This is a genomic window from Streptomyces sp. NPDC045470, assembly GCF_040646595.1.
Lineage (GTDB): Bacteria > Actinomycetota > Actinomycetes > Streptomycetales > Streptomycetaceae > Streptomyces.
Window position 1 is genome coordinate 66,109 of the sequence record NZ_JBEZAN010000026.1, and the last position, 14,543, is coordinate 80,651.

Sequence of the window (14,543 nt, forward strand, 5' to 3'; positions counted from 1 at the left end):
CGCATGCCGCGCGCTCACGAACGGTGCGCGCCGACGGCGGATCAGCCGTCGTACTCCTCCATGGGCGGGCAGGAGCACACAAGATTGCGGTCACCGAACGCACCGTCGATGCGGCGCACCGGCGGCCAGTACTTCTCCGCCGCCTCGACGCCGGCCGGGAAGACCGCCTCCTCACGGGTGTACGGATGCGGCCACTCGCCGCCGAGCGCGGCCGCGGTGTGCGGGGCGTTGCGCAGCGGGTTGTCGTCCTTGTCCCACTCCCCCGAGCCGACCTTGTCGATCTCCGCGCGGATCGCGATCATCGCTTCGCAGAAGCGGTCCAGCTCGTGCAGGTCCTCGCTCTCGGTCGGCTCGATCATCAGCGTGCCGGCCACCGGGAAGGACATCGTCGGCGCGTGGAAGCCGTAGTCGATCAGCCGCTTGGCGACGTCGTCGATGCTCACCCCGGTCGCCTTGGTCAGCGGCCGTACGTCGATGATGCACTCGTGCGCGACCAGGCCGCCGGGGCCGGTGTAGAGCACGGGGTAGTGCGGCTCCAGGCGCTTGGCGATGTAGTTGGCGCCGAGCACCGCGACCTGGGTGGCGCGCGTGAGGCCCGCGCCGCCCATCAGACGGACGTACGCCCAGGAAATGGGCAGGATGCCCGCGGAACCCCACGGCGCCGCGGAGATGGGACCCACACCCGTCTCCGGGCCCGCGGTGGGCTGCAGCGGGTGGTTGGGCAGGTACGGCGCCAGGTGGGCGCGCACGCCGACCGGGCCGACGCCGGGGCCACCGCCGCCGTGCGGGATGCAGAAGGTCTTGTGCAGGTTCAGATGCGAGACGTCGCCGCCGAACTTCCCGGGCTCGGCGAGGCCGACCAGCGCGTTGAGGTTGGCGCCGTCCACGTACACCTGACCGCCCGCGTCGTGCACGGCCGCGCAGATCTGCGTGATGTGCTCCTCGAACACGCCGTGCGTGGACGGGTAGGTCACCATCAGCACCGCGAGCTGGTCCCGGTACTGCTCGATCTTGGCGTGCAGGTCGTCGGTGTCCACCTCGCCGTCCTCGCCGGTCTTGACGACGACGACCTTCATGCCGGCCATCACGGCGCTGGCGGCGTTGGTGCCGTGCGCCGAGGACGGGATCAGGCAGACGGTGCGCTGCTCGTCACCGTTGGCGCGGTGGTACGCCCGTACGGCCAGCAGGCCGGCCAGTTCACCCTGCGAACCGGCGTTCGGCTGGATGGAGACCTTGTCGTACCCGGTGACCGTGGCCAGCCGCTCCTCCAGCTCCGCGATGAGCGTGAGGTAGCCCTGCGCCTGCTCGACCGGCGCGAAGGGGTGCAGCTGCCCGAACTCGGGCCAGGTGACCGGCTCCATCTCGGTCGTCGCGTTCAGCTTCATGGTGCACGAGCCGAGCGGGATCATGCCGCGGTCCAGCGCGTAGTCCTTGTCCGCCAGGCGGCGCAGGTAGCGCAGCATCGCGGTCTCGGAACGGTGCTGGTGGAAGACCGGGTGCGTCAGGTACGCGTCGCCGCGCAGCAGCCCCTGCGGCAGCGCGTCGGCCACGGTCGCGTCGAGCTGCTCGATGTCGGCCTGGACGCCGAAGGCGCTCCACACCGCGTGCACCTGCGCGCGTCCGGTGGTCTCGTCACAGGCGACGCCCACCAGGTCTGCGTCGACCAGCCGCAGGTTGACGCCGGCTTCGCGGGCCGCCGCGACGGCCGCGGCGGCCCGGCCCGGCACCCGTACGGTCAGCGTGTCGAAGTAGCCGCCGTGCACGACCTCCACCCCGCCCGCCCGCAGGCCCTCCGCGAGTATGGACGCGTAGCGGTGGGTACGGCGCGCGATGGCCGCGAGGCCGTCCGGGCCGTGGTAGACGGCGTACATGCCCGCCATCACCGCGAGCAGCACCTGCGCGGTGCAGATGTTGCTGGTGGCCTTCTCCCGGCGGATGTGCTGCTCACGCGTCTGGAGGGCGAGCCGGTACGCCTTGTTGCCGTCGGCGTCCACCGAGACGCCCACCAGCCGGCCCGGCAGGCTGCGGGCGAACTTCTCCCGTACGGCCATGAATCCGGCGTGCGGCCCGCCGAAGCCCATCGGGACGCCGAAACGCTGCGTGGTGCCGACGGCGATGTCGGCGCCCAGCTCGCCCGGCGAGGTCAGCAGCGTCAGCGCCAGCAGGTCGGCGGCGACGGTCACGATCGCGCCCAGCTCGTGCGCCTGCTCGATGACGGCACGCGGATCCCGTACGGCACCGGAGGCGCCCGGGTACTGGAGCAGCACGCCGAAGACGCCACGCTCGGCGGCCTCCGCCGGGATGCCCTCGGACAGGTCGGCCACCACGACCTCGACGCCGGTCGGCTCGGCGCGGGTCTCGATCACGGCGACGGTCTGCGGCAGGCAGTCGGCGTCGACCAGGAAGACGCCCTGCTTGACCTTGCCCACACGACGCGAGAGGGCCATCGCCTCGGCCGCGGCCGTGCCCTCGTCCAGCAGCGAGGCGCCGGAGGTCGGCAGTCCGGTCAGGTCGGCGACCATGGTCTGGAAATTGAGCAGCGCTTCGAGCCGGCCCTGGGAGATCTCCGGCTGGTACGGGGTGTAGGCCGTGTACCAGGCGGGATTCTCCATCACGTTGCGCAGGATCACCGGCGGGGTGAACGTGCCGTGGTAACCGAGGCCGATCATCGGGGCGAGCACCTGGTTGCGGTCCGCGAGCGCCCGCAGCTCGGCGAGGACCTCGGCCTCCGTGCGGCCCTGGGGCAGGCCCAGCGCCTCCGCGCTCTTGATCACGTCCGGTACGGCGGCCGCGGTCAGTTCGTCCAGCGATCCGAACCCGACCTGCGCCAGCATCTTGGCCTGGGCCTCCGGGCCGGGGCCGATGTGCCGCTGCTCGAACGGGGTGCCTCGTTCCAGCTCGGTCAGGGAGCTGCGGGTGGTGGTCATCTGCGGGGGCCTCCTGGTCGTTTCGACCTGCGCGGGGCACCACGGCGCTGGTGCCCGGACGGCCTCCCCCTCTGTCATCTCAACCTGAGAGCTTCACCGGTCCCGCACGCGGAACCGGCTTTCACCGTCGGTGAGGAAGGGTTCCGGCGCTGTGCCCGCCCGTGGCCCGCCCTGCTTTCCAGAGTGACCTCGTCCATGCGGTACGTGAGCCTGAGAGATTCCGGGGAGGAGTTGCTCCTTCGGCGCCTACGCCAAGATCGACGAAGGACTCTCCCGCATGGGGTCGACAGCCGCTCGCCAGCCTACCAGCGCGGCGAACGGACGTTCCTTCGAGTGGCCGGGGCATGAATTGTGCCGTTTGGTAGTTGTCACAAGGCAGTTGCGACCACTTGGAGGGACCGTGCAGACCGATATCGATCCCCGCAGCTTGATCGGCCGCAAGGCGTTCGACAAGAACGGAACCAAGATCGGCACCGTCGACGAGGTGTACCTGGACGACGCGACCGGTGAACCGGAATGGGCGGCCGTACGCACCGGGATCTTCAGCCGGGACGCGTTCGTGCCCCTGGAGCCCAGCGATCTGGTCGACGAGGCGCTGCACGTCCCCTACGACCGCAAGCTGATCAGGGACGCGCCGGACTTCGGAGTGGGCCGCCACCTCTCGCCGGAACAGGAACTACAGCTCTACCACCACTACCGTCTGGACATTCCGGCCCCCGATCCCAAGCCCGGGTCGGACGCCGCGCCGGCCGACACGGAGTTCGGGCGGGTGGCCGGCGCCGAGGACTGAGCACCGGGCGGAGGAGTTCCGTGGGCGCCGGGCTCCTCCGTCATGCCGTCGCCGGGCCCGCCGGGCTCCTCCGTCACGCCCTCGCCGGACCCGCCGCCCTCGCCGGACCCGCCGGCCTCGCCCGATCCGCCGGGCCCGTTCGCGTTCCCGGCCTCGCCCTCGCCACGGCCGCCGGGGCCGCCCGCCCCGCCGGGCAGGCCGTCGCGCCACCCGTCCGGCGGACCGCCCACCAGCGGCAGCGGCTCCCCGGGCCGCAGCGCGGAGTCCTCGACCGGAAACGTGCGCACCCGCCCGGGCCCGGACCACGGCTGTTCGAACCGTACGGTCACCCGGCCCACGCCGCTGCCCTGCACCCAGCCCGCCCCGTGCTCGTCATGGATCACGTCGAGCCCCGGGAGCCAGCGCCGGGGCCGCTCGGGCTCGTCGACGGCCATCCGCGCGGCCTCGTCGGCCGCCCGGCGCGCCCGCTCGGCCTCCTCCTCGGCCGCCTTCTCCGTCGCCACCTGGGCGAACAGGTCCTCCTGCGTGAAGTCCGCGAGGCCGGTCACCCCCACGCCCAGCAGCCGTACGCCGCCCGTCGTGTCCACCAGGTCCAGCAGCCGGGCCGCGGCCTCCCGCACCACGCCCTGGTCGTCCGTGGGCCCGCGCAGCGTCTCCGACCTGGTCAGCGTCGAGAAGTCGTAGTTACGCACCTTGATCACGACGGTCCGGCCGGACCGCCCGGCCGCCCGCAGCCGCTGCACACACCGGTCAGCCAGCCGCGTCACCTCGGCGCGCACCCGCGTCCGGTCCGTCAGGTCCACCTCGAAGGTGTCCTCGACCGATATCGACTTCGCGTCCCGCTCGGCCACCACGGGCCGCTCGTCGCGGCCCAGCGCCATCGCGTACAGCCCGGCGCCGTGCGCCCTGCCCAGCAGCCGTACGAGCTCCGCCTCGCCCGCCTCCGCCGTCTCGGCGACCGTGTGGATGCCCGCCCGGCGCAGCGTCTCCGCCGTGGCCGGGCCGACGCCGGGCAGCGTACGCACCGTCATCGGGCCGAGCAGCTCCCGCTCCGTGCCGGGCTCGATGACCACGAGGCCGTCCGGCTTGGCCTGCTCCGAGGCGATCTTGGCCAGCATCTTGGCCCCGGCCAGCCCCACCGACCCGGTCAGCCCCGTCCGGCGCCGGATGTCCCGCCGCAGCCGCTCCCCCACCGCCCGCACCGCCGCGGTGTCCGCCGCGACGCCGCCCGCTTCCAGGTCCACGAACGCCTCGTCCAGGCTGAGCGGCTCCACCAGCGGCGACAGCTCGTGCAGCAGCTCCATCACCACGTCGCTGACCTGGCGGTACAGGGTGAAGCGCGGCGTCAGGTACGCCGCGTTCGGACAGCGGCGGCGGGCCTGCGCGGTGGGCATGGCGGAGCGCACCCCGAAAACCCGGGCCTCGTACGAGGCCGTGGAAACCACGCCGCGCGGGCCGATCCCGCCGACCACCACGGGCTTTCCGCGCAGGCTCGGCTTGGCCGCCTGCTCGGCGGCCGCGAAGAACGCATCCATGTCGAGATGCAGGATCGTCGGCGCACGTCTCACACGACTGATGCTCCCCCACACCACTGACAATCGCGCCGACCGGCCTCGCCGGGCGACACGGGAAGGGCTCGGGGGCGCACTGGAGGCACTGGAGAAGCCTTCTGGGGTTCGAGTGCGTCGGAGGTGCTCCTGGTGCGGCAGAGACGCGACAGACGGCCGTGACGGACGTACGCGGCGATCCGGCGCCCGGAGCCGATACACCAGGCACCGCGCCGCGCCACGTCATACGGTCCCGGCCCCCACGGGCCGTCCAATCTCCACGGCCAGCCAGGCCACCACGGGGCGTACGACCGTCAAGGGCCAGCCATGGACGGACCGGCCGCCACGTACTGTGCGGCCGGTCCCCTTCGGCTCAGCCCGCCCGATTGCGCCGCCGCGCCAGTTCGTCGTGCGGGTTGTGCCGGACCAGCGTCTCGCCGGTGTCCACCCGCTCGCCGTGCAGCTGCGACAACGCGCCCTCCACATCGCGCCACACCACGCCCACCGCGATGCCGAAGACGCCCTGCCCGCCCTGGAGCAGGTCGACGACCTCGTCGGGCGAGGTGCATTCGTAGACCGTCGCGCCGTCGCTCATCAGGGTCATCCTCGCCAAGTCGGACAGCCCGCGGGAGCGCAGGTGCCGGACGGCGGTGCGGATGTTCTGCAGGGACACCCCGGTGTCCAGCAGCCGCTTGACGATCTTCAGGACGACGACGTCCCGGAAGTTGTAGAGCCGCTGGGTGCCCGACCCGTAGGCGGGCCGTACGCTCGGCTCGACGAGCCCCGTACGGGCCCAGTAGTCGAGCTGGCGGTAGGTGATCCCCGCGGCCGCGCACGCCGTAGGGCCGCGGTAGCCGATGGTTTCCGCCCCGCGGTCCGCCGGTACCTCGGCAGCCTGTGCCGGGGTGCGGTCAACAGCCCCGGGGTGGAGCGGCAACGCCCCTTCCGCCGCCGTACCGTCGCCGGTGATTGCCACGCCGACCTCCGTCCTCCACGTCCCGGACGGGACCTGCCATATCGACGGTATGCAGTCACTCGGGGTGCGTCAACGATCGCCGCGCTCGCCACGCCGAGTGATAATCACCCTGCGAGTGGTTTCTCGTGCCTCAGGACGGGGAAAGGCTACTCGAATGCGCGGAAGGCGGCCCTCCGCGCACCCGGCTCACTGACTGTTGGTGCCGAAGTCCTCGGGCGAGATCTGGTCGAGGAACTCGCGGAACTTCTCCACCTCGTCCTCCTGCTCGTCCGGGATGGCGATGCCCGCGTCGTCGAGGACCCCGTCGGTCCCGTAGATCGGCGTACCGGTGCGCAGCGCCAGCGCTATGGCGTCGGACGGACGGGCGCTGACCTCGACACCACTGGCGAAGACCAGTTCGGCATAGAAGACCCCCTCGCGCAGGTCCGTGATGCGGACCTGGGTCAGTTCCTGGCCCACCGCTTCCAGCACGTCCTTGAAGAGGTCGTGCGTCAGCGGCCTGGCAGGGGCCATCCCCTGCTGGGCGAAGGCGATGGCGGTGGCCTCCCCCGGCCCGATCCAAATGGGCAGGTAACGGTCGCCTCCTACCTCCCGTAGGAGCACGATCGGTTGGTTGGAAGGCATTTCCACCCGGACACCCACGACATCGAGCTCGTTCACACAGCAACCCTAGGACGTGCCCGGGCGGTTTGGGTAGTCGGGCCACCCATTGCTCACGTCGGCCGGACCCGCAGGGCGGACTGGACCAGGGCCGCGTGCAGCCGTACGGACAGCGTGGCCAGCTCTCTGGCGGTGGCCTCGGCGTGCTGCCTGGTCTGCGGATTGCGGTGCCGGCGCAGCGGCGCGACGACCTGCTCGACGAGGTTGGCCTCCCGTTCGGCGGCCGCCTTGACCGCCCGCAGATGGCGGGGTTCCAGACCGAATCGCCCCAGTTCGGCGACGAGCCTGGCGACCGTCACGGCCTCGATGTCGTACCCGCCGTCGGCGTCCGGGACGATGAGTCCGTACGCCTCCCAGTCGGCGAGCTCGGCCTCCTCGACCTCCGCGGTGGCCAGCAGCTCCGCCCGGCCGATGCGGGCGGCCGTGGGCAGGTCACCGGCCGACTCGCCGAGCCCCTCGAACAGCTCCCCCGCGGGCGCGGCGGGAGCCGGCAGCGGCACCTGTTCGCCCCGCGCGAGGGCGTCCAGGTGCTCGCGGATCACTTTCAGCGGAAGATAGTGGTCACGCTGCATCCGCAGGACGGCCGCCAGCCGGGCGACGTCGTCCGCGCTGAACTTGCGGTATCCGGACGGGGTGCGCCGCGGCTCGACGAGCCCCTCGGCCTCCAAGAAACGGATCTTGGAAATCGTGACCTCGGGGAACTCGTCGCGCAGCGCGTTGAGCACCGTACCGATGCTCATCAGCTTGCCGTCCGAGGTGGTGCCGGCGGACCCGGCACCACCCGGCGCAGTGCGGTGCATATGCCTTCCCTGGCCGGTCAGAAGCCGACGCCCCGCTGGCTCGCGTAGAAGACCAGCCGGAACTTGCCGATCTGGACCTCGTCGCCGTTGGCGAGCGGCACCGAGTCGATCCGCTCACGGTTGACGTACGTGCCGTTGAGGCTGCCGACGTCGGCGACGGTGAAACCGTCCTGGCCGCGGCGGAACTCCACATGGCGGCGCGAGACCGTCACGTCGTCCAGGAAGATGTCGCTCTGCGGGTGCCGCCCGGCCGTCGTCAGATCGCCGTCCAGCAGGAAGCGGCTGCCCGAGTTCGGGCCGCGGCGCACGACCAGCAGGGCCGAGCCCATGGGCAGCGCCTCGACAGCCGCCTGCGCCTCCGGGGACAGCGACGGCACCGCCGTCTGCCCCGTCGTCTCCGCGTCGTACGCCTCCAGCCCCGAGATGGAGATGGTGGAGGTCGTCTCGGAGGCACGCTCGGCCTGCGCCCCGGGACGCAGCGGCGCTCCGCAGTTGGAGCAGAACCGGCTCGCCTCGGCGTTGCGGTGACCGCACCTCGTACAGACCGGCAAGGCAACCCCTCCACCCGTGTTCGCGGCCGACGGTCCCTGGGAACCTATGCGGCCGGGCACGGAGGGGTCAACAGAATGAGCACCCGGCGCTCCGGGGCCACCGACCTGGTCACGGAAGAGCGGACGCTCTCCGCCGGCGCCGCCCTCCTCGGGCTGGCGCGGGGCACGGTGCTTGGCCGAGCCGCTGCCGCCCTCCTGGCGTGCGCTCTTGCCGAACAGCTTTGCAAACAACTTCACGGGCGATTCCCCTTGAACGAAACAGACCCGCCCGTGGGGCAGGACGAACCCTCGATGCACACACCGGCCGATCCGGACATCTTGTTAACGTCCGTGGCCTTCACACAGTTTCCACCACGCACCACCCGTACGGTGCGCCGACCCCCCGCTACCTCATGCGCGACCCGAAGCGTCCGCATTCGTCGCCGGCTCACCGCGATGACGACCGAGCGTAGTCAGGCCGCTTCGCCTCCCGCAAGGCGTCCACGATGATCTTCTCGTCACGGCTCACCGACACAGTGGCCTGCTCCTTCTCCAAAGTCTGCACCACACCGCCAGGGATGTTCAGCGCCGGTTCGAGGTCCTCGGGCTTGCCGATCACCTTGAAACGGTACGGCTGGGTGACGCGCTTGCCGTCGACCTCCACGCCGCCGCGGACGTCCGACAGGTACGAATCGGCCACGAGCCGTACGTCGTTGATCTGAATGGCCTCGGCGCCGGCCGCCCGCAACTCCTGGACGGTGTCCAGGAGTTTGTCCGCCTCGACGGAGTGCGTCGGATCGTTGATGGTGAGGCTGATGCCCGGCCCCTGGGCCGCCACCGTCCCCGCCAGCACGCCGAGCTGCTGCTCCTTCTCCACGGTCTGCTTCCGGGCCTCCTCGGCCTGGTCCGAGCTGTTCTCCAGCTCGGTCTTCTGGCCCTCCAGCCTGCGCTGTTCATCCGTCAGGCGTTGCGAACGGTTGTCCAATTCATCCAGGATGCGCACCAGGTCCTCCTGCCGCGCGCCCCGTAGTGCGCTGTTGTCACTCGTGGAACGTACCTGAATTGCCAGGCCGAGACCGAGAATGAACAGCAGCAGGGCCACGATCAGTTGGGCGCGGGTCAGCCGCGGCGGCCACAGACCGGCCGCCAGACGCTGCCGTCCGGTCACCTCCGGCCCCGCCGCACCGGCCCCGGCCGTCTGGTCCGTACCAGTCGCCGGCGCCTCGTCAGCAGCGCTCCCAGCGCCGTCCTGCCGGTTCCGGGACGGGCTCTCCGGAGGCATCGGCCGCCGGTCGGCCGGCCGGTCCGCTCCACCGGAGCCCGCTGGCGGCTCCTTCCGCGGCTCCCCGCCCGGCTCCGGCGGCGTGCCGTCCCGCTCGGGGGTGTCGTCCGTAGCCATCGGCATCAGGCCCTGAAGACGTGCCGGCGGATGGCCGCGGCGTTGGAGAAGATGCGGATGCCCAGTACGACGACCACACCGGTGGACAGCTGGGCGCCGACGCCGAGCTTGTCGCCGAGGAAGACGATGAGCGCGGCGACCACCACGTTGGACAGGAACGAGACGACGAAGACCTTGTCGTCGAAGATGCCGTCCAGCATCGCGCGCAGACCGCCGAAGACGGCGTCCAGCGCCGCGACGACAGCGATCGGCAGATAGGGCTCGACCACCGTCGGCACCACGGGTCGGACCACAAGCCCGACCACGACTCCCACGATGAGGCCCAGTACGGCGATCACGATGTGCCCTTCCCTGTGTCGGCGCCACCCGTGGCACCGGCCTTCGGCTGTGCTGTACGTACGATCAAACTGGGTGCGGGCGGCAGCCTGACCTCGTTCTCGGCGGAAATCTTCGTACGAATCCCGTAGTTCTTGCGCAGCACGTCCAAGTACTGGCCGTCCGCACTGTCCTGGAACGCGGTCGCGAGCTTGTGCCCGTCCCCCACCGCCAGCACCGTGTACGGCGGCACCAACGGTTTGTTGTCGACCAGTATGGCGTCTCCCGCGGCCCGGATCGCCGAGAGGGACGTGAGCCGCTGCTCGTTGACGGCGACCGCCTCGGCCCCCGACGCCCAGAGGCCGTTGACGACCCGCTGCAGATCGCGGTCGCGCAGCCGCCCGGTGTCCGAGAAGCCGGTGCTCTCCCGCGGCCCCCCGCCGCTCGACTTGGCCGACTTGGCGTCGTCGACGACGAGTTTCACCCCGGGACCGGTCACCTGCGTCGAGCCGGCCAGCAGCGCCAGCAGCTCGGCGCGGTCACCGCCGTGCTTCTTCAGCGCCTCGCGCTGCATCGCCCCCACGTCGTCGCGGAGCGCGTCGACCCGCTTCTGCACCGCGTCGGCGTCGGCCGTGCCGTGCTCGATACGGTTGATCAGCTCTTCGCGTTCCTTCGCCAGGGTGGGAGCCGATATCCGCGCCTGGGCGGCGCCGACCGTCACCACCACCGCGGCCAGCACCAGGCCCGCCGCCAGCCCCAACTTGGCCCGCAAGGTGCGGGGCAGGCCCCGCACCCCCGCCGCCGCCTTGCGCTCCGCCGCTTCCGCGTACCCGTCGTCCAGGGCGTGGTCCATGACGTTGGTCAGCAGCGACATCGAGGCGTCGGGGCGCGATGCCTGGTGGGGGGTGCTCCGATCGGGGCGCTGCTGCGACATGCCGCACATCGTCGCACGTCGGCGCCGCAGTCACCCAATGGCCCCACCGGCGTGCCGAATCGCGGCACGCCGGTGGGGCCACGGAGCGGTACGGACGTCCGCGCACCCGCCGGGGATCAGCGGCCCGCGCTGTCCACCACCGCCGACCACTCGTCCAGCAGCTGCTGGGCCGAGGCGTCGTCAGGGCCTTCCGCCCACAGATGGGTGACGGCCTCCGCCGGGTCCGGCAGCACCAGCACCCAGCGCCCGTCGGCCTCCACCACCCGAACGCCGTCGGTCGTGTCCACCGACCGGTCGCCGGCCGCCTCCACCACATGGCGCATGACCAGGCCCTTGACCGCCCACGGCGTCGCCAGGTCCCGCTTGAGCACATGCGCCCGCGGAATCCGCGCGTCGATCTGGCTGAGCGTGAGCTGTGTACGGGCGACCAGCCCGATCAGCCGTACGAACGCCGCCGCGCCGTCGAAGACGCTGCTGAACTCCGGAACGATGAAGCCGCCGCGGCCGTCACCGCCGAAGATGGTGTCGTCCGCGCGGCCCACCCGGGTCAGGTCGTCGGGCGAGGTGGTCGTCCACTCCACCTGCGTGCCGTGGTACGCGGCCACCTGCTCGGCGATACGGGTGGTGGTCACCGGCAGGGCCACCCGGCCGCTGCGCCGCTCGGCGGCCACCAGGTCGAGCATGACCAGCAGCGCCCGGTCGTCCTCGATGATCCGGCCGCGCTCGTCCACCAGCGACAGCCGCTCACCGACGGGGTCGAACCGCACGCCGAAGGCCGCCCGCGCGGAGGCCACGATCTCCCCGAGCCGGACCAGCCCGGCGCGCCGGGCGTCGGCGGTCTCCGTCGGCCGGGACTCGTCCAGGCCGGGGTTGATGGTCAGCGAGTCGACGCCGAGCCGCCCCAGGAGGCTGGGCAGCACCAGGCCGGCGCTGCCGTTGGAGGCGTCGACGACCACCTTCAGGCCCGCCTCGCCGATGCCTTCGGTGTCCAGCGACCTGAGCAGCGACCCGGTGTACGAGTCGTAGACGCTGGACGGGAAGTGCAGGTCGCCGATCTCGCCGGGGAAGGCCCTGCGGTACTCCTGGCGCGCGTAGACCCGGTCCAGCTTGCGCTGGCCCGCCAGCGAGAGGTCGGCGCCGCGCTCGTCGAGGAACATGATGTCGACGGAGTCCGGCACGCCCGGTGTCGTACGGACCATGATGCCGCCGGCGCTGCCCCGGGCCGTCTGCTGCCGGGCCACCGGCAGCGGCACGTTCTCCACGTCCCGTACGTCGATGGCGCTGGCCTGGAGCGCGGAGATCATCGCGCGCTTCAGCGCACGCGCGCCACGGGAGTGGTCCCGGGCGATGGTGACCGTGGACCCCTTCTTCAGGGTCGTGGCGTACGCGCCGGCGAGCCGTACCGCCACCTCGGGGGTGATCTCGACGTTCAGGATGCCGGAGACGCCGCGGGCGCCGAACAGGTGCGCCTGGCCGCGGGACTCCCAGATCACCGAGGTGTTGACGAAGGCGCCGGCCTCGATGGTCTTGAACGGATAGACCCGGACATTGCCCTGAACAATCGATTCCTCACCGACGAGGCACTCGTCGCCGATGACGGCTCCGTCCTCGATGCGGGCCGCCCGCATGATGTCGGTGTTCTTGCCGATCACACAGCCGCGCAGGTTGCTCTGCTGGCCGATGTACACGTTGTCGTGCACCACGGCCTTGTGCAGGAAGGCGCCGCTCTTGACGACGACGTTCGACCCGACGATGGTGTGCTCGCGCAGCTCCGCGCCGGCTTCGACCTTGGCGTAGTCGCCGATGTACAGCGGGCCGCGCAGTACGGCGTCCGGGTGCACCTCGGCGCCCTCGGCGACCCAGACGCCCGGCGAGATCTCGAAGCCGTCGATGTCCACGTCGACCTTGCCCTCAAGGACGTCGGCCTGGGCCTTCACATAGCTCTCGTGGGTGCCCACGTCCTCCCAGTAGCCCTCGGCGACATAGCCGTAGACCGGCTTGCCCTCCTTCATGAGCTGCGGGAAGACATCGCCCGACCAGTCCACCGGGACGTCGGGATCCACATAGTCGAATACTTCGGGCTCCATGACGTAGATGCCCGTGTTCACCGTGTCGGAGAAGACCTGGCCCCAGGTCGGCTTCTCCAGGAACCGTTCGACCTTGCCTTCCTCGTCGACGATCGTGATACCGAATTCCAGAGGATTGGGGACCCTCGTGAGGCAGACGGTGACGAGCGCGCCCTTCTCCTTGTGGAAGCGGATCAGGTCGGTGAGATCGAAGTCGGTGAGCGCGTCTCCGGAGATCACGAGGAAAGCGTCGTCGCGGAGCGCCTCCTCTGCGTTCTTCACGCTGCCGGCCGTCCCGAGCGGTTTTTCCTCGTTGGCGTAGGTGAGCTCCATACCGAGCTCTTCGCCGTCACCGAAGTAGTTCCGGACGAGCGACGCCAGGAATTGCACGGTCACTACGGTCTCGCTGAGCCCATGCCGCTTCAACAGCCGCAGCACATGCTCCATGATCGGCCTGTTGGCCACGGGCAGCAGCGGCTTGGGCATACTCGACGTCATGGGGCGAAGGCGAGTGCCTTCACCACCGGCCATCACAACGGCCTTCATGTCGGAAGCGTCCTCCTCGAAACTGACGACGGTCCTGCCGACTTCGCCCGTCCGGGAGAGTTACCGTTCTCCGCCTTCGGCACCCGGTCGGGCCGGGTGCGAAAACCTACGGCGAGTTCAGTCGGCCTTGGTGTCCGCCTTGATGAGACGGCGGACCTGGACCACATAGAGGATCCCTGCCCACCAGTACAGTGCTGTACCCCATCCGGCGAACGCCCATCCGAAAATTTCAGCGAGCGTGTGGAGCCAGCCTTCTCCGTCGCTGAGCAGCAGCAACGGGAAGGCATACATCAAGTTGAATGTAGCCGCCTTCCCCAGGAAGTTCACCTGGGGCGGTCCGTACTTGTGGCGGGCGAGGGCCGCGACCGCGATCAGCAGCATCAGTTCGCGTGCCAGCAGGGCCGCGGTGACCCACAGCGGAAGGATTCCGCGCCAGGTCAGGCCCACCAGGGTGGAGAGGATGTACAGCCGGTCGGCGGCCGGGTCGAGGATCCGGCCCAGGCTGCTGATCTGGTTCCAGCGGCGGGCCAGCTTGCCGTCGAGGTAGTCACTGACGCCGCTCAGCGCCAGGACCAGCAGCGCCCAGTACTTGGTGTCCGGGCCGCCGAACTCCTTCCACAGGATCAACCACAGGAACACCGGCACGCCGACGAGGCGAGCCATGCTCAGAATGTTCGGGATGGTGAGGACACGATCCGTCTGGACGCGCGTCTCCTGGACCTCCACCCGGGGGCCTCCTGTGGGAACGTACCGACGATGCCCCCTGACCTTACCTGGCCGCTCCGGCCCGGCACACCGCGGGTCCCCTGTCCGGATACCGCACGACAACACCCCACATAACCGGTGGGCGGTGCGCCACAGCCGGCCGGGTACCTTCGGGCCTGCGCCGGCCTGGGCCCGGACGCACAACGCAGAAAGCCCCGCACCATACGGTGCGGGGCTTCCCACTTCCAAAAGGAGTTCGGCGGCGTCCTACTCTCCCACAGGGTCCCCCCTGCAGTACCATCGGCGCTGAAAGGCTTAGCTTCCGGGTTCGAAATGTAACCGGGCGTT

General features: G+C 70.7%; 12 protein-coding genes, 1 rRNA gene and 1 riboswitch. Of the genes, 1 reads left to right on the top strand and 12 read right to left on the bottom strand.

Annotation, left to right across the window (positions count from 1 at the left end):
- Window positions 1-41: 41 nt before the first annotated feature.
- Window positions 42-2,927 (bottom strand): aminomethyl-transferring glycine dehydrogenase, encoded by a 2,886-nt coding sequence (gene gcvP / locus AB0A97_RS37860; protein ID WP_361159403.1) that lies wholly within the window; start codon window positions 2,925-2,927, stop codon window positions 42-44.
- Between the two features lie 188 nt (window positions 2,928-3,115).
- Window positions 3,116-3,213, bottom strand: a riboswitch (glycine riboswitch).
- A 114-nt stretch (window positions 3,214-3,327) separates the two neighbouring features.
- Between gcvP and AB0A97_RS37865 the strand changes: the two genes are divergently transcribed.
- The gene (locus AB0A97_RS37865) at window positions 3,328-3,717 is read left to right on the top strand and encodes a PRC-barrel domain-containing protein (protein WP_361159405.1); all 390 of its coding nucleotides are present in this window, start codon (window positions 3,328-3,330) and stop codon (window positions 3,715-3,717) included.
- On the opposite strand, the gene AB0A97_RS37870 is transcribed toward AB0A97_RS37865, so the two are convergent.
- The 11 genes from AB0A97_RS37870 to rrf form a co-directional block, all read right to left on the bottom strand.
- Complete coding sequence (locus AB0A97_RS37870) at window positions 3,621-5,285, bottom strand: DNA polymerase IV (RefSeq protein ID WP_361159407.1); 1,665 nt, start codon at window positions 5,283-5,285, stop codon at window positions 3,621-3,623. The genes AB0A97_RS37865 and AB0A97_RS37870 overlap by 97 nt on opposite strands.
- A 352-nt stretch (window positions 5,286-5,637) precedes the next feature.
- The gene (locus AB0A97_RS37875) at window positions 5,638-6,240 is read right to left on the bottom strand and encodes a MerR family transcriptional regulator (protein WP_030019930.1); all 603 of its coding nucleotides are present in this window, start codon (window positions 6,238-6,240) and stop codon (window positions 5,638-5,640) included.
- A gap of 186 nt (window positions 6,241-6,426) precedes the next feature.
- Window positions 6,427-6,900, bottom strand: coding sequence for a bifunctional nuclease family protein (locus tag AB0A97_RS37880; RefSeq protein WP_003984965.1), 474 nt, complete (start codon window positions 6,898-6,900; stop codon window positions 6,427-6,429).
- 53 nt (window positions 6,901-6,953) lie between these two features.
- Complete coding sequence (locus AB0A97_RS37885; RefSeq protein WP_030019929.1) at window positions 6,954-7,700, bottom strand: MerR family transcriptional regulator; 747 nt, start codon at window positions 7,698-7,700, stop codon at window positions 6,954-6,956.
- Between the two features lie 17 nt (window positions 7,701-7,717).
- A complete protein-coding gene (locus tag AB0A97_RS37890) occupies window positions 7,718-8,251 on the bottom strand; it encodes an FHA domain-containing protein (RefSeq protein WP_031005213.1) in 534 nt (177 codons plus the stop codon).
- 427 nt (window positions 8,252-8,678) lie between these two features.
- Entirely contained in the window at window positions 8,679-9,635 is a 957-nt protein-coding gene (locus AB0A97_RS37895; RefSeq protein WP_361159411.1) for a DUF881 domain-containing protein, read from the bottom strand.
- Window positions 9,635-9,967 carry a small basic family protein gene (locus AB0A97_RS37900; RefSeq protein WP_003984969.1) on the bottom strand — a complete coding sequence of 111 codons (333 nt, stop codon included), beginning with the start codon at window positions 9,965-9,967 and terminating at the stop codon, window positions 9,635-9,637. Before AB0A97_RS37900 ends, AB0A97_RS37895 begins: the two co-directional genes overlap by 1 nt.
- Window positions 9,964-10,878: a DUF881 domain-containing protein gene (locus AB0A97_RS37905; RefSeq protein ID WP_361159415.1), complete on the bottom strand. Its 915-nt coding sequence runs from the start codon at window positions 10,876-10,878 to the stop codon at window positions 9,964-9,966. Before AB0A97_RS37905 ends, AB0A97_RS37900 begins: the two co-directional genes overlap by 4 nt.
- A gap of 116 nt (window positions 10,879-10,994) precedes the next feature.
- Window positions 10,995-13,490: a mannose-1-phosphate guanyltransferase gene (locus AB0A97_RS37910; RefSeq protein WP_361159417.1), complete on the bottom strand. Its 2,496-nt coding sequence runs from the start codon at window positions 13,488-13,490 to the stop codon at window positions 10,995-10,997.
- Window positions 13,491-13,607: 117 nt separating this feature from the next.
- On the bottom strand, window positions 13,608-14,216 hold the full coding sequence (locus tag AB0A97_RS37915) for a CDP-alcohol phosphatidyltransferase family protein (protein WP_030019924.1): 609 nt from the start codon (window positions 14,214-14,216) through the stop codon (window positions 13,608-13,610).
- Window positions 14,217-14,449: 233 nt separating this feature from the next.
- Window positions 14,450-14,543 (bottom strand): 5S ribosomal RNA (rrf, locus tag AB0A97_RS37920); the annotation flags it as partial.